Below are 23,845 nucleotides of genomic sequence, written 5' to 3' on the forward strand. Positions count from 1 at the left end.
TAATACGAGAGTAGCTTCAAGTCAATTCAAGGCTCTTTTTAGCTTGTATTGTCTCTTATCGTGGAGCAGAGGATAAAGCGATAGATAAAGTGCCACTACATTTACAATCAATGCTCCAACCCAAGCGCTTATTTCCGCGTAGGCTGTGGCTGGGAAGCCAATCCTTCCTATGAAGAATGATACTGTAAAGGTTCTTAAAACCATCTCTAAAATACCAGAAAGCATTGGAAGCATAGGCTTTCCCATACCCTGAACAGTAGCTCGTACCACGAAAAGTACATCAACAGCTATAATCATCACGCCGCATCTAGGTAGGTACTGGCACACCAAATCTATCTGGTCCTTTCCTGATAGCAGAAATCCGCCCAGCTGTGCAGGAAAGAACACCATAAGTGAGCCTAGAAGGATATAGGATACAACAGATATTCCCATGCACACCTTAAGACCTTCCTTGATTCTTCCATATTCTCCTGCGCCGTAGTTTTGGCTGGTGTAGGATGTCATTGCGCTTCCCGCCGTGGCTGCTGGGTTCATAAACAGATTGTTATATTTTCCGCATGCCGCATAAGCCGCTGTGTATACAACACCGTAGCTATTAACAAAGCCTTGAACAACCATGCATCCTACCGCTGTGATGGAATTCATGAATGCCATTGGCAGGCCATTCTTAAGTAGCTCTAAATACACCTTTATTGAATTTCTAAAATGTTCCTTTTGCATCTTAATTTCAGGTATTTCTTTCAGGCGATTGATGCAGATTAATACAGATATTACCTGGGCTACAAGAGTTGCAATAGCAGCCCCCTCTACACCTGTTTTTAATACAAGGATTAGCAAGCTGTCTAAAGACAGATTGACTATAGATGACACAATAATCGCCCTAAGTGGAGTCTGGCTATCACCAAATGCTCTGAGAATAGAACCCGCGATATTGTAGCAGATACCAATCGATAAACCGCCAAACAAAATGTAACCATATTTTAAACTATCGCCAATAATCAGTGGATCTGTACGCATGAAATTAAGCAATGCTGGTAGAAATACCACGCTCATTACAGATAAAGTGATGGCAAGGATAACTCCTAATACTATTGTGGCTGCCAAACGATGTCTTAATTGCTCTATGTCCTTTGCGCCGTAGCTTTGAGCCACAAGCACTGAAAATCCATTTGCCAATCCAAAAGAAAATCCTACTATCAAAAAGAAAATGGAGCCCATGTTTCCAACTGCTGCAAGTGCGTTATCGCCAAGTCCCTTACCTACAATCAAAGTATCCACAAAATTGTACACCTGCTGCAGCATGCTGGTTAACAGCAATGGCCAATAAAAAGCCAATATCAGTTTTAATGGACTTCCCTTTGTAAAATCCCTTTGTCCACCTTTTACACTAGTTTTAACACTCATTTCAACACCTCTATACATTACTTTCTAAGCAATTGACATTTTACGCCCTGCCATTTGCAAATAGAATTTCATATTTGTTGAGTTTTGCCCGATTTTTGTTATCATACTTTTATGGAGAATTTTGGAAAAGAATTTATCAAATTTGATACCGTTTCATCTGTCAGCGTAACAGATGTTTCAGCCCCAGGCACTTACCACGCCCACTGGCACAATGCAGCTGAATTTACCGTTACCCTTAAGGATGGCTGTGTCTACAGAATAAATGATGAAGTGTTTGAATTAAATGCAGGTGATGTGCTTTTAGCATGGCCTCAGCAAATCCACGAGACTATTTCTATTCCTGCAGACGGGGCGATGTTTACCCAGTTTTCTGCAGTTATCATTGAAAACAACCTGGATTTGGTATCTATTTCCCGTTTCTTGTACAACTGCAAGTATATCTCTGCTAAAAAATATCCCGAAGTTACCAGATATATTTCTGACTCCATTATGGAAATAAAAAAAATACACAGCTCCTCTGATCCCCTTGCGGAAACCAAATGTAAGCTATGTATTTACAATATCCTTATTAAGATTAGCGAGCATGTTCTTTCAACCATCAATTACAATTATAGCGATGAAACTCCAGACACTAGTTGGAATTACATAAAGGCTGCTTGCACATATATCATCGAAAATTCTGCCGATGATATCAGCCAAAAGGATGTTGCCGACCATGTGGGCCTTAGCACCTTTTATCTGTCTAAGCTTTTTAAAAGATACATGAACATGTCCTTTCCTGCTTATCTTTCAAATATCAGGGTGCAAGCTGCCGCAAAGCTTTTGATGGATAAATCCATATCTATTACGGACTGTGCCTTTCTTGCAGGCTTCCAATCCACTACAGCCTTCAATAACGCCTTTCATAAAATAACTGGGTACTCGCCTAGGGATTATCGAAAGCTGTATAGATAAATGTCTTTTATATTCTAGCCACTCCTGTGCGTCTTGCTGCTTCAGCTGTAGCGTTTGCTACGGCATCCTTTACTCTTGGGTCGAATGCCTTTGGAATAACATATTCTGGGCTAAGCTCCTCGTCTGAAACAAGCCCTGCGATTGCATAAGCTGCAGCCTCTTTCATGGCATCGTTGATATCTGTTGCCCTAACATCTAGCGCTCCACGGAAAATTCCAGGGAATACTAATACATTGTTAATCTGATTTGGGAAGTCTGAACGGCCCGAGCCTACTACAGCTGCACCTGCAGCCTTGCTGTCCTCTGGCATAATCTCAGGCACTGGGTTTGCCATAGCAAAAACGATTCCGTTGTTCATGCTGGCAACCATTTCCTTCGATACTAATCCTGCGCGAGACACACCGATAAATACATCTGCGCCCTTCATAGCATCTGCTAAATTTCCGTGCTCATGGTTGTTATTTGTAATGTGAGACATTTCCTCCTGACCAGAGTTCAAGCCTTCATCACCCTCGCAGATGATTCCATTGATATCGCAAAGCACAACATTTCCAAAGCCCATTGTAACAAGGAGCTTTCCAATAGCACAGCCTGCTGCACCTGCTCCGTTTATTACGATTTTCACTTCTCCCATCTTCTTGCCAGTTACCTTAATAGCGTTGATTAGGGCTGCTGCAACAACTACAGCTGTTCCATGCTGGTCGTCATGGAATACTAAGATATCGCACTTTTCCTTAAGCTTCTTTTCTATTTCAAAGCAGCGTGGTGCTGCAATATCCTCTAGGTTAATTCCTCCGAAGGAACCGGCTAGAAGTGATATGGTATTTACAATTTCATCTACATCCTTGGAACGAATGCAAAGTGGAATGGCATCTACATCTCCAAATTCCTTGAACAGAACGCACTTGCCTTCCATTACAGGCATTCCCGCCTCTGGGCCAATATCTCCAAGTCCCAGTATGGCTGTTCCATCAGTAACAACAGCTACTGTGTTCCAGCGACGTGTCAGCTCCCAGCCCTTTTCGGGATCCTTGTGAATCTCCTTGCAGGCCTCTGCAACACCTGGTGTATATGCAAGAGCTAAAGCTTCTGAGCTATCTACCTTGGCTCTTGATTTAATCTCTAGCTTTCCCTTTAAATCATAATGAAGTTTCAGTGATTCCTTTGATACATCTGCCATGATTATTCTCCTTTTCTATGTGTTAAACCATCTTCTCTGGTCTTACTGTCTCATCATACTCCTTCTCAGACAAAAATCCCAGCTCAAGAACTGCCTCTTTTAATGTCTTGTCCTCCACGTATGCCTTGTGGGCACAGGCTGCTGCATTCTCATAGCCTATAACAGGGCTAAGGCAGGTAACCAGCATGAGGGAATTGTTCAGATTGCTTTCCATCTTATCTCGTTTTGCCTTGATTCCTGATACGCAATTCTTATTGAAGGAATTGATGCCATCTGCAAGCAGTCTGATAGACTGAATCATATTGTAGGCTAAAACTGGCATGAACACATTAAGCTGGAAATTACCCTGGGATGCGCCAATGCCTATGGTGGTATCATTTCCCATCACCTGAATGGCTATCATGGTGATAGCCTCGCACTGAGTAGGGTTAACCTTGCCTGGCATTATTGAACTGCCTGGCTCATTTTCTGGGATGGTGATTTCTCCTAATCCGCAACGTGGCCCATTTGCCAGCCATCTGATATCATTTGCAATCTTCATAAGATTTGCTGCCAGACCTTTCAGGGCGCCACTTGTGTACACATATCCATCCTTTGATGTGAGGGCATGAAATTTATTATCGCTTGGCTCAAAGGTTTGTTTTGTGAGTCTTGAAATTTCTTCGCAACACATCTTATCAAATCCTTCGGGACAGTTAAGCCCTGTTCCTACCGCTGTGCCACCGATTGCAATTTTCCGCAAGTGATTTGATGCTTCGATAATCTGCGCTCTTGACTCCTCTAGCATTCCCCTCCAGCCCGAAATTTCCTGGCTGAAACGCAGTGGCACAGCATCCTGCAGATGGGTGCGTCCGATTTTTATAACATCATAGTTTTCATTCTCAAGGCGCTTCATGGTCTCGATTAATCCATCTATAGCTGGTATGAGCTTCTCATGAATCATTATCACTGCAGCCATATTCATAGCCGTTGGAAATGTATCGTTAGATGACTGAGACATATTGACGTGATCATTAGGATGAATGTCAATGTCAGAATGATTCGCCTTTACGATATGGGCGATGACCTCATTCACGTTCATATTAGACTGAGTTCCTGAGCCTGTCTGCCACACCTTTAGCGGAAATTCTTCATTGTACTTTCCATTTAGGATAGCTTGGCAAGCATCTGCTATTGCAGTAGCCTTCTCATCATCAAGCTTTCCAAGCTTGGCATTTGCTGTGGCCGCTGCTGATTTTAACACCACAAAAGCATTAATCACTTCCATAGGAATAGTTTCCGTTCCTATAGCAAAATTTTCCAGGGAACGCTGTGTCTGCGCTCCCCACAAATGCTCATCAGCTACTTTGATTTCTCCCATTGAATCATGCTCAATTCTAAATCCCATAGTTCCCCCTTTATTCATGCCACTTAACTACATAAAAAATCTATTCTCCATATCCACTCAATTCCTTAGTTCCTGGAAATTGATATGAATAAATTGAAAACTTCTTCCAGGTCTCAATACCTGCTTCTTCATACTCAGCAGTATCCGCCTTAAGATAATTCCCCATTGCATTTATTTCTTCGATATCTATTTCAGAAATGTATTTAACAAGTGCATAAATAATCTTGCACTCACTTTCATCCAAAAGAGCATATTCGTAGGTGCCACAATTACCATCTGCTGCAATGTAGGCTGGATAGGCATACATGCTTTCATCGTACATGATATTCTGAGTTATCTTTTCATCGCTATCTACACGACCATTTTCTATGGTAAGAGATATATTTGAAAGTCGTTCAAGCTCCTGCTCATAATCCTCTTTAGAATATGTCGCCTCCAAAATTGTATACCCAGTAGTCCCAACTAAATTGGAAGGAAGCTTTGAAACATAAGTTGCTTCTACCATGTTAGCTGTGCTACCCCTAAAATCTCTCCTAGCTTTTCCTGGGTTATTCCCTTTTCTTTTCTAAGCTCCCTAAGAAACTTTCCAATTTTAATTTGGTCCATTTTATTTCTCCCTTTTTTTCTTTGGAGTCTATCATTATTGTGCTTTTAGGGACAGGACACAAAATGAGAAACGCTTATTTCCTTATATCATAGCCAATCTTCACCATAAAAAAAAGCCCTCCGAGGTAATCCTCGGAGGACCTTTAGCATTAATCGTCGTTTAATTTAGGTAGTTCTTGGCATTTGATGCGTCTACGCTTTCGAATGGAACCCAAAGATGCAATTTATCACTTGAAAGCGATTCAAAATTGCTAATCGTTCCACCCTTTGCTAATTCTATTGCTGCTTTCGCGGCCTCGGCACCTTGTGGAGCAGCTGGCTGGTAAACGGTAAATACCATTTCACCGTCCAAAATCGCTTGGCAACCATCCTGTGTGGCATCTACACCTAATATTGGCATATCCTTTAGATTGATGTTATTATCCTGACATGCCTGTATAGCGCCTCTAGCCATTGCATCATTATTACACACTATTAAATCGAATTTTTTTCCTTTGCTTATTAAAAAATTAACATCTTCTCTAGCTGTATTGGTGTCAAAATCTGCAAAATCCTCGAAAACATAATTTATCTTTTTTCCACTTGCCTTTAAGTCTTCCTTTAATGTTTTTGTTCTTCCCACTGTAGCCGCGTGTCCATCAAGCCCTTTTAATAGTACTACATTAATTTCATCTTTTGACGAGAACATGTTTAATATAAATTCAGCCTGAAGCTTTCCTGCTACCCCTTCATCCGATGCACAATAAATATATTTATCTTCCTTTAGTGTGGAAGCATCTGGTGAATTATTGCAGAATATAATTGGTAAATCCCCTGCTGCAGCTTCTAGCTGTCTAGCTGTTGATGCATCCTCAGGTATGCACATTATTGCGCTATATCCTTGACTCTTAGCCGTCTTTATTTGCTCAATCTGCGTTTCCAAGGAATTCTCTGGATATACACAGTCTGCAACTGCCCCAACACTTGATGCATATTCCTGAGCACCTTCTGCTAATGTGTCTCTGAATGCGTTTCCCTCTTCCTGTGAATATGTGAACAATATCTTTACACCATTACCAGTTGTTGTTGATGAAGATCCTTTTGAAGAAGATAATCCGCAACCAGAGATAGACAATGTTACTAATAAAATTATAGATAGTATTTTCTTTCTCATCTCGATTAACTCCTTTAAATCTTAAACTGATGTACTTGCCTGTCTAATTCCACTGAAGTTGATGCTAACATTTCAGATTCCTTAGCTACCTTCTCACTGTTATTTGTCAGTTTAGCTGACTGTTTAACTATTTCCTCTGACGTTGATAAGATAATATCTGCACTTGCTGCCTGCTCTTCTGAAATTGCCGCTACATCTGTTGCAACTGCATCTACTTCACCTACCTTTTCAATCATATCTGCTACCATTTCATTCGTCTGCTGTATATTCTGGTAGATTAATGAGAAGGTATCTACAGCATTGTTGATATACTCACTACTCTCATCAATGCTCTTAACACTTTCTTCTGCTTTCTTTTCAGCATCTTTTACTAAATTGTCTATTCCATAAACAAGCTCTGTTATCTGCTGTACAGAATTTGTACTTGTCTGCGCAAGCTTACCAATCTCATTGGCAACAACAGCAAAGCCTTTTCCTGTTTCACCAGCTCTTGCCGCTTCAATTGATGCATTCAATGATAGTAAGTTTGTTTCCTCAGCAATGCTACCAATCAGCTTAACAATTTCTGTAATCTCATTTGAGGCAACGCCTACATCATTAATTGCCTGCTGAAGCTCATTAATGGATGAAATAATATTGCCCATTGCATCGCTTACTTTTTCCATGTCCTTCTGGCCCTTATTTGCAACAGTAACCGTTTCAGACATCTGCTCACTTACGCTTTCTCCATTTGTTCTGGTATCTGTTACAACCATTGCCAATGTTGTTGCGCTATTAGCGATTTCATTAATAGAGCTTGCCAATCCATCAACAGTTTCATTTAATCCCTGCATTGATGTTTCTTGTAACTTTGAAGCATCATACATTTCTCTTGATACAACATTACTTTCATCAGCCTGATTATTCAAATTCACAGCAATATTTCCAATCTTGCTTATCAGGTCCTGCATTGTTCCAGCAAAATCTCTGATTCCCTCTGACATTGAAGTTATTTCATTATTTCCCTTAACTTCAACCTCCATTGTGAAATCACCATCTGTCATAGTATTGATTACTCCTGACAATGTGTTTACAGGCTTAATCAAGAAATGTACTGTTCTTTCAATTAATACTATCAACAGCAATGTTCCTGCTATTGCAAGTATAGCTAGTATGGTACCTAATGTTTTTACATCACGTAAGATTATATTTGATGGTACAAAGGAAACCAGTATCCAATCCGTTCCATTAACCTCGCAAAATGCTGTCATGTTTCCATTTATCTCTTTTGTGTACAAATCAGATGCGCTTATGGCTTCCGCAACACCCTTGTAGAATTTGTCTGAACTATAATCGGATATATTTGTTCCAACCTTTGTTGAATCTCTATTACTTATAATTGTTCCTGTTGTGGATTGTACAAGGAATGTTTCCGCATTCTCCATTTCAACATTGGAGTTTACAATAACGCTTATTCTATCTAGTGTTACGTCTGCTCCAATAACACTTATACCCTCATCAACATTTCGAAGCATACCTGTAGCACTTATTACTTTTTGCCCATTGCTATTTTCGTATGGTTCACCGTAGGCCATGTTTATTCTGGTTGAACCTTCCTGGTACCAGTTTGATGTCAAAACATTACTCTCTGATTTTGTAGAGCCTGCACCAGTAATGAGTCTTCCATCACTTGTTCCAATATAAAATCCATCTGCAAATGTACTATTGAACCCAACTGATCCGTCTAAAACTGCTTTTAGAGACTCCTCATCTACATTTGAGCTTTCTATTGTATTTTTTACGATTTTGAAGGAATCCAGATTATCTTTCATCCATGCTTCAATATCGTTCTTTTGGCTTCTGATAGAAGTTTTCAATAGCTCTTCTGCTTCTTTTCTTAAACTTTTCGATGAAATTTGATATGAAATTGCTACTAATGCTATCATCATAAATGCAACTATCGGAATGATGATAATCAGAAGATTAAATTTAATCGATCCTCTTCGTTTAGTTTTTTCCACCCTTGCCATTGTGTCCTCCTTCCCTACTTATCTTATTGTACTATATACACTGTGGTTTTTATGTGTTTTTTCTGATATTTTTAAAAATTGTTTGTTATTTTATGATTATTTTTTTACAAAAATACAAAACTTCATTTTTATATAAAAAAGCCCTCCGAGGAAATCCTCGAAGGGCAAATAAATAATTCAAATATAAAATTTATGCATCCTTTGAGTGACGCTCACCAATCTGGAAGTCGTCGCTGTGCTCAAACATGTACTGAACTGTCATTGGGTCAGAACCTGTAAGCTTCTTGAAATCATCTGTGAATACATCCATCTTGCCCTCGCGGATAGCCTGAGCAAATGTAACCATACCATCAGATGAGAATGGAGCCTCTGAACCCTTCTTGAATTCACCATCAGTTGTTCTTGGAACTCCCATAGCATCGAATACCTGGTAATTTTCCTCGTCTGTGAGCTCCTTGTATGTAACGTGATTTCCTGTAGCCTTATTTCCAATCTCGATGAACTCTGTGATTGTCATAAGCTCTGGTCCGTTGATATCAAGTGTAGCGTGGTCGTACTCAGCACCTCTGTAAAGAGCGTAAGCAACTGCCTTTGCGCAATCCTTTCTAGAGATGTAAGCCATCTTTCCATCGCCCTGGCTGTTCTTTAAAACGCCATCGCCCTTAACGTATGTGAAGTAGTTTGTAATCATAGCCTCTGCATACTGTGAGTTGCGAAGGAAGATATAATCAAGACCAACTTCCTTGATGTAGTTTTCTGTGTAGATGTGATCCTTCTTTTCTACTGAAGGGTTTGTCTCATCACCAGCATTTACAAGTGATGTGTAAATAATCTGCTTAACGCCAGCAGCCTTTGCAGCATCAACAACGTTCTTCTGAGCGTTCTGTCTCTTTGCTCCTACGAATGGCATAGAGATAAGTGCTAATCTTTCTGCTCCTGCGAAAGCTTCTTCCAAACCTTCGTATTCGTTGAAGTTTGCCTGACGTGTCTCAACACCCTGTGCTGCAAATTTATCAAGAGCTTCCTTGCTATATCCTACAAAAATAAGGTCTTCCTTGTTTGCAAGAGTTAAAAGTACTCTTGCTGCCTCAGAACCTAAGTTTCCGTCAACACCTGTTAATAATAATTTTCCCATGTTTCCTCCTTTTGGCGTAGCCAATCTGTTAATTATTTAACTATATTTGTATGATAGTTAAATTTTTATCAAACGTCCAATTCAAAAAAACAATAGGTTATAACTAAAACTTATGCTAACAGGTTTGCGTAAAATCTATAAATTTCAGGAAATAAATTGTAGGAACTTTTTCAAGGTTATATTCGTGTTTGATTTTGAATATCCTGCAGCCACAATATATCTGTGTGGGCTGTCTTCTAATTTTATTAATCTGATGTCATCCCCATATTCTGCCAGGTTTTGACTCTCTGGACAAAAGCCTATGAAGCCTTCGGTAATAATGGAAAACATTTCTGTCTCCACATTGTCTACAGTCTTTTCTATAATCGGCTCATACCCTTCTTTTCTGGCGCGCTCTACCATTTTGTCGTACATGCTGCCGATTACAGCTTTGCTAAGCATTATAAGAGGATATTGGTAAAGCTCCTTGATTGCAATTGAATCTTTATCAAATAAATCATGGCCTTTTCCAACAATCGCTAAATATTCGCCTTCTCTTAAGATTTTGTATTTGATGCTTTCCTCTTCGATAAATTCTGTAGAAAAAGAAACTACAATATCACATAAGCTCTTATTAATATAATCTGCTGCCTCACCTAGATTAATCTTGTTAAGCTGCAGCTCTACATCCGGATATTTCTCCTTAAAGGATGGAATGATTGTAATTAGTGTCTGTATATCTACAGGGGAAGAATATGCAATTCTAAGGGGTGGCATGGTATCTTCTTTTTCACGAGCCATCCTCTCTACTGCTATAAGATACTGCTGATAAAGGATTTTGCTTTCCTCATAGAATGTAGTCCCCGCCGATGTTGGCTGAATGGGCGTAACATTTCTATCAAAAAACTGCAGTCCAAACTGCTTCTCCAGGGAGCTTATAAACTGACTCAAGGCAGCCTGAGAAATAAAATTCTTCTTTGCAGTCTCTGTGAAGTTTCGACATTCATATAAATCTATATAGCATTTTAGTTTCTCAATGTGCATATCGTTATCCTCTTTTGCAACCACACTTACTTCTTTTTTGATTTTAACATAAAATCAGTGTGTATGCGTGCTTTAGGACTTCTTAGTGCCTCAATATAGCATATCCAACGTAAACAACGTACAGCATCACCATGATCGCGCCTTCCCATCTAACGATTTTCTGTGAAGTTCTTGAATATATGTATGTTATGATGGTGCATACTATCAGTATAATAAAATCTATTATGGTTGCTAAATTTACGCCCATTGGACTAATCGCCCCTGAGATACCCAGTATGAATAACAGATTAAATATGTTAGAACCGACTACATTTCCTATGGCAAGCCCTGTTTCCCCTTTTCTTGCTGCTACAATTGATGTGACTAATTCCGGAAGGGATGTTCCTGCTGCAACTATTGTTACACCTATAAGCGTTTCTGTCATCCCTGCCATTCTTGCCAATTCTTTTGCATTATCGACTACAAGCTTTCCTCCACCAATTACAAGTGCTAACCCTATAATTATGAGAACGATACATTTTAGCATAGACACGCTGTCTGTATTATCATCATCTGCCCCGCTATTTCGTGCAACCCTAATTAGTAAATACAGGTACGCCACAAATCCAATTAAAAGCGCTATTCCTACCCATCTATAAACCATACCAACATTTTCATTGACGTTAAGCGCCTGCAGATCTATTTTGTTAAGCACGGAATAATTAATGCAAGCGATTAATGTAAATACAGTGATTATTATGGATATTGGCATGTCTCGCTTTAGTATTTTATTATCTACGGTAAGCGGCTTAATTATGGCACATACACCAAGCACAATTAATATGTTAAATATATTCGAGCCTACCACATTACTAACTGATATTTCATTTGCACCTTCTATGGCTGCAGTTAAGCTAACTGCAAGCTCTGGGGCACTTGTTCCAAAGGCCACTATTGTAAGTCCGATGATTAATGAGGGCACTTTTAGATTCTTAGCTACATCCGAACTCCCTAGTACAAACCAATCTGCGCCCTTTACAAGTGCAATAAATCCAAGCATTAGCAGAAAAATGTTGAATATCATTTGTAGCTTCCTCCTTTTTTGTTTTATGTATTTTTACTTCATGCAGGTAAAATTCATCTAAAATTTTCGTTTTATATTTTTAAATAGTATTTTTCCGTTGCTTCTTTACTTTAGTGTTTTAAAGTGTTAAACTTTCTCTTAATAAATACCTTGCTGTAAGGTAAATAAAATACTAGGGAGTTCTTATATGAAACTTGTTAAAGCGTACAATAGCGTAAGCCTTATTATTAGGATTTTATGCGGATTATTGATTGGTGCTGTTTTGGGCCTACTATTCAATAATCTTCAGGTTATTACACTTTTAGGTACAATTTTTGTAGGAGCGTTGAAGGCTATAGCTCCAGTACTTGTATTCGTCCTGGTTGTTTCAGCGCTAGCTCAAGGAAATGATAAGCTGGATAGAAGATTCGGACTTGTTATCCTTCTTTACATGGCAAGCACCTTTTTAGCATCAGTAGTGGCTGTTGTTGGAAGCTATATTTTCCCACAAACCATCATGCTTAGTGAAGCTGCTGAAGCTGATACAGTTCCCACTGGCGTGGGAGAAGTACTTTCAAATCTTCTTGTAAACATGGTTGGCAATCCAATTGGTGCTATTGTGGACGGTCGATACATTGGCATTCTATTCTGGGCCGTTGTCCTTGGCCTCGCATCTAAAAAAATTGCTAGCGACAACACAAAAAAATTAATGGAAGACTTTGCTAACATTGTTTCTCTTGCTGTTAAATGGATAATTAATCTTGCTCCATTTGGTATCATGGGTCTTGTTTATTCAAATGTTTCAACAAATGGTCTTGCCATTTTCACAGATTATGGAAAGCTTTTAGCTCTTTTGGTAGGTTGCATGCTTGTAGTTGCCTTAGTAGTTGATCCACTACTTGCCGCTATCGTACTTCGCACAAACCCTTATCCACTAGTATTTAGATGCCTTAAAGAATCTGGTGTTACTGCATTCTTTACACGTAGCTCTGCTGCAAATATTCCTGTAAATATGGAACTTTGCGAAGCTCTTGGCATGGATAGGGAAATGTATGCTGTTTCAATTCCTCTTGGAGCAACAATCAATATGGATGGCGCAGCTATTACAATTGCTGTTATGTCACTTGCTGCTGCAAATACTGTTGGAATTCATGTTTCATTCGCCACAGCTCTTATCCTTGCATTTATTGCAACATTAGCTGCATGTGGTGCATCAGGTGTTGCTGGTGGTTCTCTACTTCTTATTCCAATGGCATGCTCATTATTTGGTGTTAACGCAGATGTTGCCATGCAAGTTGTTGCCGTCGGTTTCATCATTGGTGTTGTTCAAGATTCAGTTGAGACAGCGCTTAATTCATCAGGTGATGTTATGTTTGCCGCTACTGCAGAATATTCTCAGTGGAAGCGCGATGGAAAGTCTCTTCCAACATTTCTTGGCGGAACAACAAAGGTTGATATTTAATTTTGTACATAAATAAGGCGAGCCTCGGCTCGCCTCATTTGTTCAATACATCTATATAATGGAGTTTCATCTAAAATCCCAAATTATCATTAACCAAAATTACATGAATTCTATCAGTGTGGCGAGAATAGCGTGTAATTAAAAACTGGCAGCAAATAGTGTCAGGAGACTTACAATTCATGCATGAACCAGTTTTTGCGCAAGGTGTATTTAGCCCAAATCGCTGAGCATTAATCGGTGCTGCCACATTTCTTGCTCGCTTCATAGCTCCATCCACATCATCACAAATCTTATTCATTCCTACAATGAAAAGAACATGCTTTGGTCCATGTGCAATCATTGAAACTCTGTTGGAATTCCCATCTATATTTACTATTACTCCATCTTCAGTCATCGCATTGGCACTAGCTAAGAAATAATCAGCATCATAACCTTCAAGTGTTGCCTTACGCTTTTCTTCGTCAGTAGATGCCCCTTCTCTTTCAATAAAATGATATTTTCCATTTTTAATTGCATCGACCAATCCAATCTCTCTAGCAGACATAGCGCCACCCATAGTGACAGACGTATTTTCTGGAATTAATTCAAGTGCTATCTTAAGCGCCTCTTCCTTATCAGCAGCATAATAGCCTTTCATATTTCTTGACTCAAGTCCCTTAATAACCTTCTGTGCCAGCAGTTGGTTACGCTTTATAATATTTTCATTCATAATAATCCTTCTCCTTTCCCTAATATAATAGCCAATCTTAGATTATAAAAAAACCCCTTTCGCTGGATTTGTCCAGTAAAAGGGGTACATATTAAAATACCTATTTCAATTCAATTGTAGCCTTATTTCCATTTATATCCTCAATCTCAATTGCTTTGACAGCGTTTGGATTGATTACATTATTAAACTCAACGGAATATATTGCACTGTTATTTATTCCATCAATATCATGTAGATGATCGCAATCTTTACAATTTATAACTGTTCCATCATTAAAAGTCATGCTTGTAATATATGGTACTCCTTCTTTACCTAATGGAATATCAAACCATTTTTCTTTTACTTCATCAGTGAGGTTGTATCTAATCTCTGCTGAAATTGGACTAAACTTAATTGATGCTGCTTCACATTCGAATTCTGGAAGAGATTTATTTAAATCGATTACAACAGCGTTGCTCACTTCAGGAATTGGTAGATCAAAGGTCCACTTACCGCCTATAGTATTCTCCGAAAAGTCACTATTTACAATACTAAAATCGCTTAATTCTACATGTATTGTTTTACCAGTTAATGAAATTCCAGAATCAATTGAATCTGTGCCATCTACTGATAGCATGATTTCATCATCTTTAAATCCCATACCGATTCCTAGTGTATCACCGTCGAAACCTTCGATATGAATATCGTCAATATTTATATTTGGCTCACAGCCCTCTTCTATCTCTACTCCAGAAAATTGTATTGCAAGATTTATCTTATTATCATCAGCTATTATTGCCACTGGCGTAAGTGTTATTCCTTTGTCAGTAATAGCATAATTTGAATAATCATCTTTTTCAGAGAATACAATTGCTTGTCCCTGTTCTGTAAGTTCCTGTTGCTGTGCATCAGAAGCATTAAAATAGCTGCTTAGTCCCTTACCCCAAAAATGATGAATCGCAGCTGTCGCCGTTATCGCAGTTAAAAGAATCATACATACGCAAGCTGCCACCGAAAGTCTTTTATGTAGTCTTACCACTTTGCTACTAGCCTGGTATCCAGCGCACTGAGTGATTAAATCATCATCCACACCATTAAATGCTAAAAACAGATTTTCCTTGTTCATGATACCAAATACCCCTCCTTTACCAAACGTGTCTGAAGCTTTGATCTTAATCTGCTAAGAATTACAGAAACATTGTTTTTTGAAATTCCATATTTCATGGAAATAGCTGATATATCTTCTACATAAAAATATCTACTTAGAAAGATATATGCCTCTTTTTCTGGAAGTCCCCTTACAAAATCAGCAATAATCGTCTCCAGTTCTTTACCTATAATTGAGCTTTCAACGCTATTTAAAGCAGGGATACATTCTTCTAATTCATCTAGAACCTCATTCATTGTGCCACTTCCACGCTTCTTACTTCGAGCAGCTCTATATCTATCAAAAGCCAATTCTCTCGTAATTTTTGCTAGAAAAGCTTTCAGAACTCTTGGCCTAGTAGGTGGTATTCTATCCCATGTTTTTAGATATGTATCGTTTAAACATTCCTCAGTATCTAATTTATTATTGAGAATATTATCAGCTATAGACTCTAAATAATTTCCATATTTAAAGTCCGTTTCTTGAATAGCTCGTTCATTTCTTTTGAAATATAACTCAATAATTTCATCGTCTTTCATATATGTCCCCCTTTATCCAAGTATTTGCAAGCGCTTTACACTTATATAGCCGTAAAACATACTTGGATATTACAAAGATTCCCTTATTTTTTTACAATAGAAACCTTACCAAACTATTACCTATTTTACTAGGAACATCACTCTACCTCAAAATCGAAAAGGCTCCCGAGGATTTCTCGGAAGCCTTTCAATCTTATATTTTATCGCTCATTGGAGTTCCAACTTCGATGAGATTTCCATCCAAATCATAGAAACGTATAACCTTTTGTCCCCAAGAGTGGGTCATCAATCTGTTTACATACTTAATATCAGGATAAAGTCTCTCAAGCTTTTCTGCAAATTCTTCTATGTTTCGTTCCTCGAAGTATAGCTCAGTGGCATTATTCTGGTATTTGACATCTTTACCAAGGAATTTCTTCCAAATAGCCTCGTCCTGTAAAACAAGCCCCTCTGTGAGAATCATATTGCCATCATTGTCTAACAGCATATCTAATCCAAATAGGTCATGATAAAACTTCTTTGATTTTTCTATATCTTTTACAACTATAAGTATGTTTCTAAGCTTCATGATATATTTTCCTCATCTACAAGTATACTTAATCTTTTTATCTACTCACTTACGCTCTGTTTTCTGCTATTTTCCAATTCCACATAGGACTTTCCGAAAAATTCTTCATAAGACTTATCAGAAGACATGAAATCAAATAAGCCATCAAGACCCTTCAAATCTATCAAATAAGCGGTAAAACTCATGGCTTCTGTGTATGATAGTTCTAAACCATAATATTTTGATTGCTCGTTTGGTCCAAAGTTTGTTGCCACCTTTTCCTTTAACTTAGGATAATCCGAAACATCTTTACCTTGATACAGACGATTTACAACATAGTCAAAATACAGTCTTACTATATCATTATCATTGTAATTTTTAGATTGTAGGTAACGCTTAAAATCACCATCTTCATATGAATCATCAACCGACATTTTACTTATACCCTCAACCAATTTATTGTCCGGGTATAAAATATAAGCTACATATTCACAAAAGCCTTCTTCAATCCAATACTTATTTAAATCAGTATAATCTACAAAAAAGCCATGCATCAATTCATGTTCTAGCTTTCGTACAGTCAAATCATTTAATGTGATATCTATTTTCCCGTCTGAATCTATGCTTGTATAACTTCTTCCACCTTTATTTTCTATATGATAGGTAATATCATCAACATTTCCACCATACATAGACTGGTCAATATTTATATCTTTTAAAAGCTTTTTCAGATTTTCTTTTGTGATAGCTTCGACTTGAATTAGATCTATTACTTTTTCATAGGTACTATCATCTATTAGATTACTATTTATAATAAATTCAGACCCATCAGTTTTAAATATACAATTATTATCACCATCTATGAACAGTTCGGTTTCCTCTGCAGTTTCCAGTTGTTCTTCACTAAATCCTGTAGTCGAAAAAATCACTGGTTGATCAGCAGTTTCCACATTGAAAATATTCTTATATTCTTCAAAGGTCTCTTTGCATTGGCCTTTTTTCAGCATCAGATGAACAATCCAATATCTATAATCATATTCATCGAGATATTTCTTCGATAGAAACAGAGCATCATCCTCTACAACTGGTCCTACTATTCTGTCATCAGCCACCACATAAATGTTTAATTTTTCTTGAGTCACCTTATCTGATGAACGTATAATCTGCTTGCGTGATTCGTCAAAATCTTTTACTAATTTTTTTGCTTCCTTTTCTTCAACTATGTTGCTTTCGAAATTATATTTACAACCATTGTAGTCTACTGTAATAGTGTCGAATACTCCCGAGTAGGTATAATTTCTTTTGTATGAGTCCTCGTAAAATGTTATTCTTGATTTTAAAAATATAAGTACTCCAGCAATGCACACTAAAAGTATAAGAGGGATTATGATTATGTATTTTCTACGCAAGTTTGTATCTCCTTTATGATTTCATTTGTAAAAAGTTTTTCCTTAATTTTCAATTCCATAAACATCTAAGCGCCCAAATTGCTTCTAGAGTCCAACTTGGCTATCTTGCCTTATTTGTTCAATACATTTATCTAATGGAGTTTCATTTTTTATGCACTGTATATTAGGACTAGTTCCTTCTACTGCGTTAAGCTTATCATCATCAATAACTACATCAATGGCAAATCTAACCAGTAATCCTGAATTTGGCAATAATTCAAGTATTGGCGTCATTCCGCCCCCTGCTCCTCCTGTACTATCACCAACTAAACAAGCCCAATTTGTATCTTTGCAAAACTGGACAAAGCTATCTACCGAAGAATATGTATTTCCTGAAATTAACACCCATTTCTTTATATCCTTACAGTTTGATTTTATTTTTGTTTCTCCACTAACAGACAGGCTATTATCCATATACTTATCTAAATTAAGCTCAAGCACACATTTAGGAAAATTTTCTAATGATGCTATATCACTAAGCATATCATTTCCTAAATAATCTTCTGTTATATCAGATTCCTTGAAATATAAGATTGATTTTTGTTCGTAACTTCCACCAAAAGGTTCAACTAGATTTTCAATCCAATATTTATCACTTCCACCAGAGTTACCTGAAATATCAAAAATAACATTTTCTGTTTTGTGGTAATCAGCAAATGCTTTTACCAGTACATCCTTATCTCTATCTATTAAATCTTGGGAAAAAGACGGAATTTTAAGAAACAAGGTGTTGATATCTTCTATGTACTGTATTTCCACTTGTGGATACATGTCTTCCCTATTAACATCAAGTTCCTTGTTATTCTGCAAACTATACCTTGGCGCCAATTTTTTACTGGTTAACCTCTTCCTGAAAGCAGTATCAATCCTTTCATTTCCAAATCCACCTCTGTTAAGTACAGACCAATACCCTATGTAAGTATTGTTGTCTACAACTGATAAATGAGCTAATCCACCAAGCTCATCAAACATTCTTGAGAGTACTTCTGCAAAGCTTTCTTCATCTTCAATATTAATAACTTCGTCTCTATATCTTTCTTTTACATCCTCAATATCTACGCCTTCGTTTTCTATACATCTATAATATGGATAGTTTGATTCTAATAAATTCCATACATATTCATAGTCTTCTACGTATTTATTTGTTCTTTCAATACATGATGTTAGGAAAACTGAAAGTGTTATTATTGCTACACATACACTTAGGACTTTATATTTAAAATAAAATATTTCCCATAATACTCTTCCATTCTCATTATTATGCCTATTTTTGAACATTAACTCCCCAATTCCCAAAGTAAATTAAATCTAATATTTTTTCATAAGTACTATCATCTAATTTGCTTGTATTTATAATAAATATAGCCCCTGTGCTTGTAATTTCTTCAATTATTCGAATTTTATCATATTCGACTATTTATATCAGTATTTTACGTAATAATATTCTCGTTTTATTTTGCCACACATTTTTGGGGTATAAAAAAGCCCTCCGAGGAAATCCTCGAAGGGCATAATTTTATAATTTGGGTTGGGCTGTTCGCTCGAAATTATTCGATGATTGTAGCAACACGACCAGAACCTACTGTTCTACCACCCTCACGGATAGCGAATGTAAGACCCTGCTCCATAGCGATTGGGTGGATGAGCTCGATTGTCATCTCTACGTTATCGCCAGGCATGCACATCTCTGTACCTGCTGGAAGCTCGCAAACACCTGTAACGTCTGTTGTTCTGAAGTAGAACTGTGGACGATAGTTGTTGAAGAATGGAGTATGACGACCACCTTCATCCTTTGTAAGAACGTAAACCTGAGCTGTAAACTTTGTGTGGCATGTTACAGTACCTGGCTTAGCAAGTACCTGTCCACGCTGGATCTGATCACGGTTAACACCACGAAGAAGTGCACCGATGTTATCACCAGCCTGTGCCTCGTCAAGAAGCTTACGGAACATCTCGATACCAGTTACAACAGTCTTCTGTGTATCTTCCTTGATACCGATGATTTCAAGTTCGTCGTTAAGGTGAAGAACACCACGCTCTACTCTACCTGTAGCAACAGTACCACGACCTGTGATTGTGAATACGTCCTCTACTGGCATAAGGAATGGCTTATCTGTCTCACGCTGTGGATCTGGGATGTACTCGTCTACTGTAGACATAAGTTCCATGATCTTGTCGCCCCACTCGCCGTTTGGATCTTCAAGAGCCTTAAGAGCTGAACCCTTAATGATTGGGCAATCATTGAAGTCGTACTCTTCAAGCTGCTCTGTAACTTCCATCTCTACGAGCTCGATAAGCTCCTCATCGTCAACCATATCACACTTGTTAAGGAATACAACGATGTAAGGTACACCTACCTGACGAGAAAGAAGGATGTGCTCCTTTGTCTGAGCCATAACACCGTCAGTTGCAGCTACTACAAGGATAGCGCCATCCATCTGAGCAGCACCAGTGATCATGTTCTTTACATAATCAGCATGGCCTGGGCAGTCAACGTGTGCGTAATGTCTCTTCTCTGTCTGATACTCAACGTGAGCTGTAGAAATTGTGATACCTCTTTCACGCTCTTCTGGAGCCTTATCGATGTTCTCGAAATCTACCTTTGCGTTACCAGCAACACGCTCAGCAAGTACCTTTGTGATAGCTGCTGTAAGAGTTGTTTTACCGTGATCTACGTGTCCGATAGTACCAATGTTACAATGTGGTTTGCTTCTGTCAAAATGCTCTTTTGCCATTTTTAAAAATCCTCCTTAAATTAGTGCCCCAAAATGGGCATAGTTAGTTCTAAACTCTCAGTACTTTCGATTATATCGAAAGTACTGAGGTTTTTCAACTATTTTCATTTATTTCATAACCAATAGGCTATTACTTAGAGTGGTTAGAAATGATCTGTTCCTGAACGTTCTTTGGAACTGGCTCATACTTCTCGAAGAACATTGAGTAGTTACCACGTCCCTGTGTTGATGAACGAAGCTCTGTAGAGTAACCGAACATCTCTGCAAGTGGAACAAGTGCTCTAACGATCTTACCGCCGCCAAGGTCATCCATAGACTGGATCTGACCACGCTTAGCGTTAAGAGAACCGATTACATCACCCATGTATTCCTCAGGCATAGTAACTTCAACCTTCATGATAGGCTCAAGAAGAACTGGAGCTGCCTTAGCCATAGCTTCCTTGAAACACATTGAACCAGCAATGTGGAATGCCATTTCTGATGAATCGACTTCATGGTATGAACCATCATAAACATCTGCTTCAATACCAAGTACAGGGAATCCGCAAAGGATACCAGCCTTAGCTGCTTCCTCGATACCCTCACCAACAGATGGGATGTATTCCTTAGGAATAGCACCACCAACTACTGAAGACTTAAATCTGAATGTCTCTTCAGCGTTAGCATCCATTGGAGTAAATCTAACCTTACAATGACCGTACTGACCACGACCACCAGACTGCTTAGCATACTTGTATTCCTGATCAACTGCCTTTGTAAATGTCTCTTTATATGCAACCTGAGGTGCACCAACGTTAGCCTCAACCTTGAACTCTCTAAGAAGACGATCAACAATGATCTCAAGGTGAAGCTCACCCATACCAGCAATGATTGTCTGGCCTGTCTCCGGATCAGTATGCTGACGGAATGTTGGATCCTCTTCAGCAAGCTTAGCAAGAGCTTCGCCCATCTTCTGCTGTCCAGCCTTAGTCTTAGGCTCGATAGCAAGCTCGATAACTGGCTCTGGGAATTCCATAGACTCAAGGATTACTGGATGCTGCTCATCGCAGATTGTATCACCAGTTGTTGTAAACTTAAGACCTACAACAGCTGCGATATCACCAGAGTAAACCTTGTCTAACTCTGTACGCTTGTTAGCGTGCATCTGAAGAATACGACCTACACGCTCCTTCTTATCCTTTGTAGCGTTGAGGCAGTATGAACCTGAGTTCAATGTACCTGAGTATACACGGATAAATGCGAGCTTTCCAACGAATGGATCAGCCATAATCTTGAATGCAAGAGCTGCGAATGGCTCATCATCAGATGAATGCTTAACAATTTCGTTGCCATCAAGGTCTACACCCTGAATAGCTGGTACGTCTGTAGGAGCTGGCATATACTCAAGGATAGCATCAAGAAGCTTCTGAACACCCTTGTTTCTATATGCAGAACCACAGCATACTGGGATAGCCTTACATTCGCAAGTAGCCTTACGAAGTACAGCCTTTAACTCAGCCATAGAAGGCTCTTCGCCCTCAAGGTAAGCCATCATAAGATCATCATCTAACTCACAGATCTTCTCAACGAGTTCTGTGTGATAAAGCTCAGCATCCTCTGCCATATCAGCTGGGATGTCTGTGATAGAAATATCATCGCCCTTATCATCGTTATAGATGTATGCCTTCATCTCGAAAAGATCGATGATTCCCTTGAAATCATCTTCCTTACCGATTGGAAGCTGAAGAACGATAGCGTTCTTCTTTAATCTATCACGGATCTGATCAACAGCTCCGTAGAAGTTTGCACCAAGGATATCCATCTTATTGATGAATGCCATTCTTGGTACGTTATATGTGTCAGCCTGTCTCCAAACATTCTCTGACTGTGGCTCAACGCCACCCTTTGCACAGAAGACACCAACGGCGCCATCAAGTACACGAAGGGAACGCTCAACCTCAACAGTGAAATCTACGTGGCCTGGTGTATCAATAATGTTGATACGGTGCTCAAGAGCACCCTTCTTAGGCTTGCAGTTTTCCTGCTCAGTCCAGTGACATGTTGTAGCAGCTGAAGTGATTGTGATACCTCTCTCAGCTTCCTGCTCCATCCAGTCCATGGTTGCAGTTCCTTCGTGAGTATCACCGATCTTGTAGTTTACACCAGTATAATAAAGAATACGCTCTGTAAGTGTAGTCTTTCCGGCATCGATATGAGCCATGATACCAATATTTCTGGTACGCTCAAGTGGATATTCTCTTCCTGCCACTGTTTGTCCCTCCTATTAGAATCTGTAATGAGCAAATGCCTTATTAGCTTCTGCCATTCTATGCATCTCTTCTTTTCTCTTTACAGCTGAACCTGTGTTACCAGCTGCATCCATGATCTCGTTAGCAAGACGCTCTTCCATTGTCTTCTCTGTACGTGTACGTGAGAACATTGTGAGCCATCTAAGGCCAAGGGCCTGACGACGATCTGGTCTAACTTCGATAGGTACCTGATATGTAGCACCACCGATACGTCTAGCCTTTACCTCAAGTACAGGCATAACGTTGTTCATAGCTTCTTCGAAAACCTCAAGTGCAGGCTTTCCAGTCTTTTCTGCGACTTTGTCAAATGCACCATATACAATCTTCTGAGCTACACCCTTCTTACCATCAAGCATAATGTTGTTGATAAGCTTTGTAACTACCTTGCTATTGTATATAGGATCTGCCAATACGTCTCTCTTTTGAGTATGTCCTTTTCTTGGCACGATACTTCCCTCCTTAACTAAATTTTTGTTAGATCAACGGTACTCACAAATTTCTTGTGTTCATGCATTATTAATTCTATAGAGAAAAAATAACAACATTAACCAAATTTTGTGATATACAATAAATTTTTAAGCCCTTACGCTATTTTATTTAGCGTCCTTAGGTCTCTTAGCGCCGTACTTTGAACGTCCCTGCTTGCGGTTAGCAACGCCGGCTGTATCAAGTGTACCTCTGATTACATGGTAACGTGTACCTGGTAAATCCTTAACACGACCACCACGAATCAAAACAACGCTATGCTCCTGAAGATTGTGGCCTTCGCCTGGAATGTATGAAGTTACTTCGATTCCGTTTGAAAGACGAACTCTGGCAATCTTACGAAGAGCTGAGTTAGGCTTCTTAGGTGTAGCTGTCTTAACAGCTGTACATACACCACGCTTCTGTGGAGAAGAAGTGTTAGTAGGCTTCTTCTTAAGAGAGTTATAACCTCTCTGAAGTGCTGGTGCTGTAGACTTCTTAACAGATGTCTGACGACCTTTTCTAACTAGCTGGTTGAATGTTGGCATTCTTTTTTACCTCCTAATTTATTTCTTCGCATGCAAATGTGTATAGTTATCCTATTAGCGCATGCTAGAACATTATATTTCCTTA

The 23,845-nt window shown here is 38.7% G+C and carries 22 protein-coding genes; 2 read left to right on the forward strand and 20 right to left on the reverse strand.

Going from position 1 to position 23,845, the window contains the following annotated elements; all coding sequences use genetic code 11:
* Positions 1 to 21 precede the first annotated feature (21 nt).
* The gene (locus BM097_RS07380) at positions 22 to 1,404 is read right to left on the reverse strand and encodes an MATE family efflux transporter (protein ID WP_090547535.1); all 1,383 of its coding nucleotides are present in this window, start codon (positions 1,402 to 1,404) and stop codon (positions 22 to 24) included.
* A gap of 111 nt (positions 1,405 to 1,515) precedes the next feature.
* Here BM097_RS07380 and BM097_RS07385 point away from each other — a divergent pair, with 111 nt between their 5' ends.
* Positions 1,516 to 2,358, forward strand: coding sequence for an AraC family transcriptional regulator (locus BM097_RS07385; protein WP_090547538.1), 843 nt, complete (start codon positions 1,516 to 1,518; stop codon positions 2,356 to 2,358).
* A gap of 7 nt (positions 2,359 to 2,365) precedes the next feature.
* Here the strand turns inward: BM097_RS07385 and BM097_RS07390 are convergent, their stop codons facing one another.
* From BM097_RS07390 to BM097_RS07425, 9 genes are all read right to left on the reverse strand, one after another.
* Entirely contained in the window at positions 2,366 to 3,538 is a 1,173-nt protein-coding gene (locus BM097_RS07390) for an NAD(P)-dependent malic enzyme (RefSeq protein WP_090547540.1), read from the reverse strand.
* A 22-nt stretch (positions 3,539 to 3,560) separates the two neighbouring features.
* Positions 3,561 to 4,925: a class II fumarate hydratase gene (fumC, locus tag BM097_RS07395; RefSeq protein ID WP_090547544.1), complete on the reverse strand. Its 1,365-nt coding sequence runs from the start codon at positions 4,923 to 4,925 to the stop codon at positions 3,561 to 3,563.
* A gap of 40 nt (positions 4,926 to 4,965) precedes the next feature.
* Positions 4,966 to 5,430: a hypothetical protein gene (locus BM097_RS07400; protein ID WP_090547550.1), complete on the reverse strand. Its 465-nt coding sequence runs from the start codon at positions 5,428 to 5,430 to the stop codon at positions 4,966 to 4,968.
* Complete coding sequence (locus tag BM097_RS16055; protein WP_177197402.1) at positions 5,424 to 5,531, reverse strand: helix-turn-helix domain-containing protein; 108 nt, start codon at positions 5,529 to 5,531, stop codon at positions 5,424 to 5,426. The genes BM097_RS07400 and BM097_RS16055 overlap by 7 nt, the downstream gene beginning before the upstream one ends.
* 160 nt (positions 5,532 to 5,691) lie before the next feature.
* Entirely contained in the window at positions 5,692 to 6,684 is a 993-nt protein-coding gene (locus tag BM097_RS07405) for a sugar ABC transporter substrate-binding protein (RefSeq protein ID WP_090547556.1), read from the reverse strand.
* Between the two features lie 14 nt (positions 6,685 to 6,698).
* Positions 6,699 to 8,693: a methyl-accepting chemotaxis protein gene (locus tag BM097_RS07410; RefSeq protein ID WP_090547559.1), complete on the reverse strand. Its 1,995-nt coding sequence runs from the start codon at positions 8,691 to 8,693 to the stop codon at positions 6,699 to 6,701.
* A gap of 190 nt (positions 8,694 to 8,883) precedes the next feature.
* Entirely contained in the window at positions 8,884 to 9,828 is a 945-nt protein-coding gene (locus BM097_RS07415) for an NmrA family NAD(P)-binding protein (protein ID WP_090547563.1), read from the reverse strand.
* 144 nt (positions 9,829 to 9,972) lie between these two features.
* Complete coding sequence (locus BM097_RS07420) at positions 9,973 to 10,851, reverse strand: LysR family transcriptional regulator (RefSeq protein WP_090547566.1); 879 nt, start codon at positions 10,849 to 10,851, stop codon at positions 9,973 to 9,975.
* An 82-nt stretch (positions 10,852 to 10,933) separates the two neighbouring features.
* On the reverse strand, positions 10,934 to 11,914 hold the full coding sequence (locus tag BM097_RS07425) for a calcium/sodium antiporter (protein ID WP_090547568.1): 981 nt from the start codon (positions 11,912 to 11,914) through the stop codon (positions 10,934 to 10,936).
* 187 nt (positions 11,915 to 12,101) lie between these two features.
* On the opposite strand from BM097_RS07425, the gene sstT reads away from it, so the two are divergent.
* Complete coding sequence (gene sstT / locus BM097_RS07430; RefSeq protein WP_090547572.1) at positions 12,102 to 13,355, forward strand: serine/threonine transporter SstT; 1,254 nt, start codon at positions 12,102 to 12,104, stop codon at positions 13,353 to 13,355.
* A 70-nt stretch (positions 13,356 to 13,425) separates the two neighbouring features.
* Here sstT and BM097_RS07435 read toward each other — a convergent pair whose 3' ends face one another.
* From BM097_RS07435 to rpsL, 10 genes are all read right to left on the reverse strand, one after another.
* Positions 13,426 to 14,064, reverse strand: a complete 639-nt coding sequence (locus BM097_RS07435; protein ID WP_090547574.1) for a lactate utilization protein — start codon at positions 14,062 to 14,064, stop codon at positions 13,426 to 13,428.
* A 100-nt stretch (positions 14,065 to 14,164) separates the two neighbouring features.
* Positions 14,165 to 15,169: a DUF4179 domain-containing protein gene (locus tag BM097_RS07440; RefSeq protein WP_090547576.1), complete on the reverse strand. Its 1,005-nt coding sequence runs from the start codon at positions 15,167 to 15,169 to the stop codon at positions 14,165 to 14,167.
* On the reverse strand, positions 15,166 to 15,729 hold the full coding sequence (locus BM097_RS07445; RefSeq protein WP_090547579.1) for an RNA polymerase sigma factor: 564 nt from the start codon (positions 15,727 to 15,729) through the stop codon (positions 15,166 to 15,168). Before BM097_RS07445 ends, BM097_RS07440 begins: the two co-directional genes overlap by 4 nt.
* A 193-nt stretch (positions 15,730 to 15,922) precedes the next feature.
* Positions 15,923 to 16,297, reverse strand: a complete 375-nt coding sequence (locus BM097_RS07450; protein ID WP_090547582.1) for a VOC family protein — start codon at positions 16,295 to 16,297, stop codon at positions 15,923 to 15,925.
* 41 nt (positions 16,298 to 16,338) lie between these two features.
* Positions 16,339 to 17,685, reverse strand: coding sequence for a hypothetical protein (locus tag BM097_RS07455; RefSeq protein ID WP_090547584.1), 1,347 nt, complete (start codon positions 17,683 to 17,685; stop codon positions 16,339 to 16,341).
* A gap of 84 nt (positions 17,686 to 17,769) precedes the next feature.
* Positions 17,770 to 19,002 (reverse strand): S41 family peptidase, encoded by a 1,233-nt coding sequence (locus BM097_RS07460; RefSeq protein WP_090547586.1) that lies wholly within the window; start codon positions 19,000 to 19,002, stop codon positions 17,770 to 17,772.
* 269 nt (positions 19,003 to 19,271) lie between these two features.
* The gene (gene tuf, locus BM097_RS07465; RefSeq protein ID WP_090547590.1) at positions 19,272 to 20,459 is read right to left on the reverse strand and encodes an elongation factor Tu; all 1,188 of its coding nucleotides are present in this window, start codon (positions 20,457 to 20,459) and stop codon (positions 19,272 to 19,274) included.
* 130 nt (positions 20,460 to 20,589) lie between these two features.
* Entirely contained in the window at positions 20,590 to 22,707 is a 2,118-nt protein-coding gene (gene fusA / locus BM097_RS07470; RefSeq protein ID WP_090547593.1) for an elongation factor G, read from the reverse strand.
* 15 nt (positions 22,708 to 22,722) lie between these two features.
* Positions 22,723 to 23,193 carry a 30S ribosomal protein S7 gene (rpsG, locus tag BM097_RS07475; protein WP_028242927.1) on the reverse strand — a complete coding sequence of 157 codons (471 nt, stop codon included), beginning with the start codon at positions 23,191 to 23,193 and terminating at the stop codon, positions 22,723 to 22,725.
* A gap of 147 nt (positions 23,194 to 23,340) precedes the next feature.
* Positions 23,341 to 23,760: a 30S ribosomal protein S12 gene (rpsL, locus tag BM097_RS07480; protein ID WP_028234583.1), complete on the reverse strand. Its 420-nt coding sequence runs from the start codon at positions 23,758 to 23,760 to the stop codon at positions 23,341 to 23,343.
* Positions 23,761 to 23,845 lie beyond the last annotated feature (85 nt).

Origin of the sequence: Pseudobutyrivibrio sp. OR37 (assembly GCF_900113655.1) — a bacterium.
Lineage (GTDB): Bacteria > Bacillota > Clostridia > Lachnospirales > Lachnospiraceae > Pseudobutyrivibrio.

What these genes read in the sequence shown, in the direction of transcription:
- BM097_RS07405 (WP_090547556.1), bottom strand. Translation starts at nt 6,684, where the DNA reads ATGAGAAAGAAAATACTATCTATAATTTTATTAGTAACATTGTCTATC.
- BM097_RS07445 (WP_090547579.1), bottom strand. Translation starts at nt 15,729, where the DNA reads ATGAAAGACGATGAAATTATTGAGTTATATTTCAAAAGAAATGAACGA.
- BM097_RS07420 (WP_090547566.1), bottom strand. Translation starts at nt 10,851, where the DNA reads ATGCACATTGAGAAACTAAAATGCTATATAGATTTATATGAATGTCGA.
- sstT (WP_090547572.1), top strand. Translation starts at nt 12,102, where the DNA reads ATGAAACTTGTTAAAGCGTACAATAGCGTAAGCCTTATTATTAGGATT.
- BM097_RS07435 (WP_090547574.1), bottom strand. Translation starts at nt 14,064, where the DNA reads ATGAATGAAAATATTATAAAGCGTAACCAACTGCTGGCACAGAAGGTT.
- tuf (WP_090547590.1), bottom strand. Translation starts at nt 20,459, where the DNA reads ATGGCAAAAGAGCATTTTGACAGAAGCAAACCACATTGTAACATTGGT.
- BM097_RS07390 (WP_090547540.1), bottom strand. Translation starts at nt 3,538, where the DNA reads ATGGCAGATGTATCAAAGGAATCACTGAAACTTCATTATGATTTAAAG.
- BM097_RS07460 (WP_090547586.1), bottom strand. Translation starts at nt 19,002, where the DNA reads ATGTTCAAAAATAGGCATAATAATGAGAATGGAAGAGTATTATGGGAA.
- BM097_RS07380 (WP_090547535.1), bottom strand. Translation starts at nt 1,404, where the DNA reads ATGAGTGTTAAAACTAGTGTAAAAGGTGGACAAAGGGATTTTACAAAG.
- BM097_RS07440 (WP_090547576.1), bottom strand. Translation starts at nt 15,169, where the DNA reads ATGAACAAGGAAAATCTGTTTTTAGCATTTAATGGTGTGGATGATGAT.
- BM097_RS16055 (WP_177197402.1), bottom strand. Translation starts at nt 5,531, where the DNA reads ATGGACCAAATTAAAATTGGAAAGTTTCTTAGGGAGCTTAGAAAAGAA.
- BM097_RS07450 (WP_090547582.1), bottom strand. Translation starts at nt 16,297, where the DNA reads ATGAAGCTTAGAAACATACTTATAGTTGTAAAAGATATAGAAAAATCA.
- fumC (WP_090547544.1), bottom strand. Translation starts at nt 4,925, where the DNA reads ATGGGATTTAGAATTGAGCATGATTCAATGGGAGAAATCAAAGTAGCT.
- BM097_RS07400 (WP_090547550.1), bottom strand. Translation starts at nt 5,430, where the DNA reads ATGGTAGAAGCAACTTATGTTTCAAAGCTTCCTTCCAATTTAGTTGGG.
- rpsL (WP_028234583.1), bottom strand. Translation starts at nt 23,760, where the DNA reads ATGCCAACATTCAACCAGCTAGTTAGAAAAGGTCGTCAGACATCTGTT.
- BM097_RS07410 (WP_090547559.1), bottom strand. Translation starts at nt 8,693, where the DNA reads ATGGCAAGGGTGGAAAAAACTAAACGAAGAGGATCGATTAAATTTAAT.
- BM097_RS07385 (WP_090547538.1), top strand. Translation starts at nt 1,516, where the DNA reads ATGGAGAATTTTGGAAAAGAATTTATCAAATTTGATACCGTTTCATCT.
- BM097_RS07425 (WP_090547568.1), bottom strand. Translation starts at nt 11,914, where the DNA reads ATGATATTCAACATTTTTCTGCTAATGCTTGGATTTATTGCACTTGTA.
- BM097_RS07415 (WP_090547563.1), bottom strand. Translation starts at nt 9,828, where the DNA reads ATGGGAAAATTATTATTAACAGGTGTTGACGGAAACTTAGGTTCTGAG.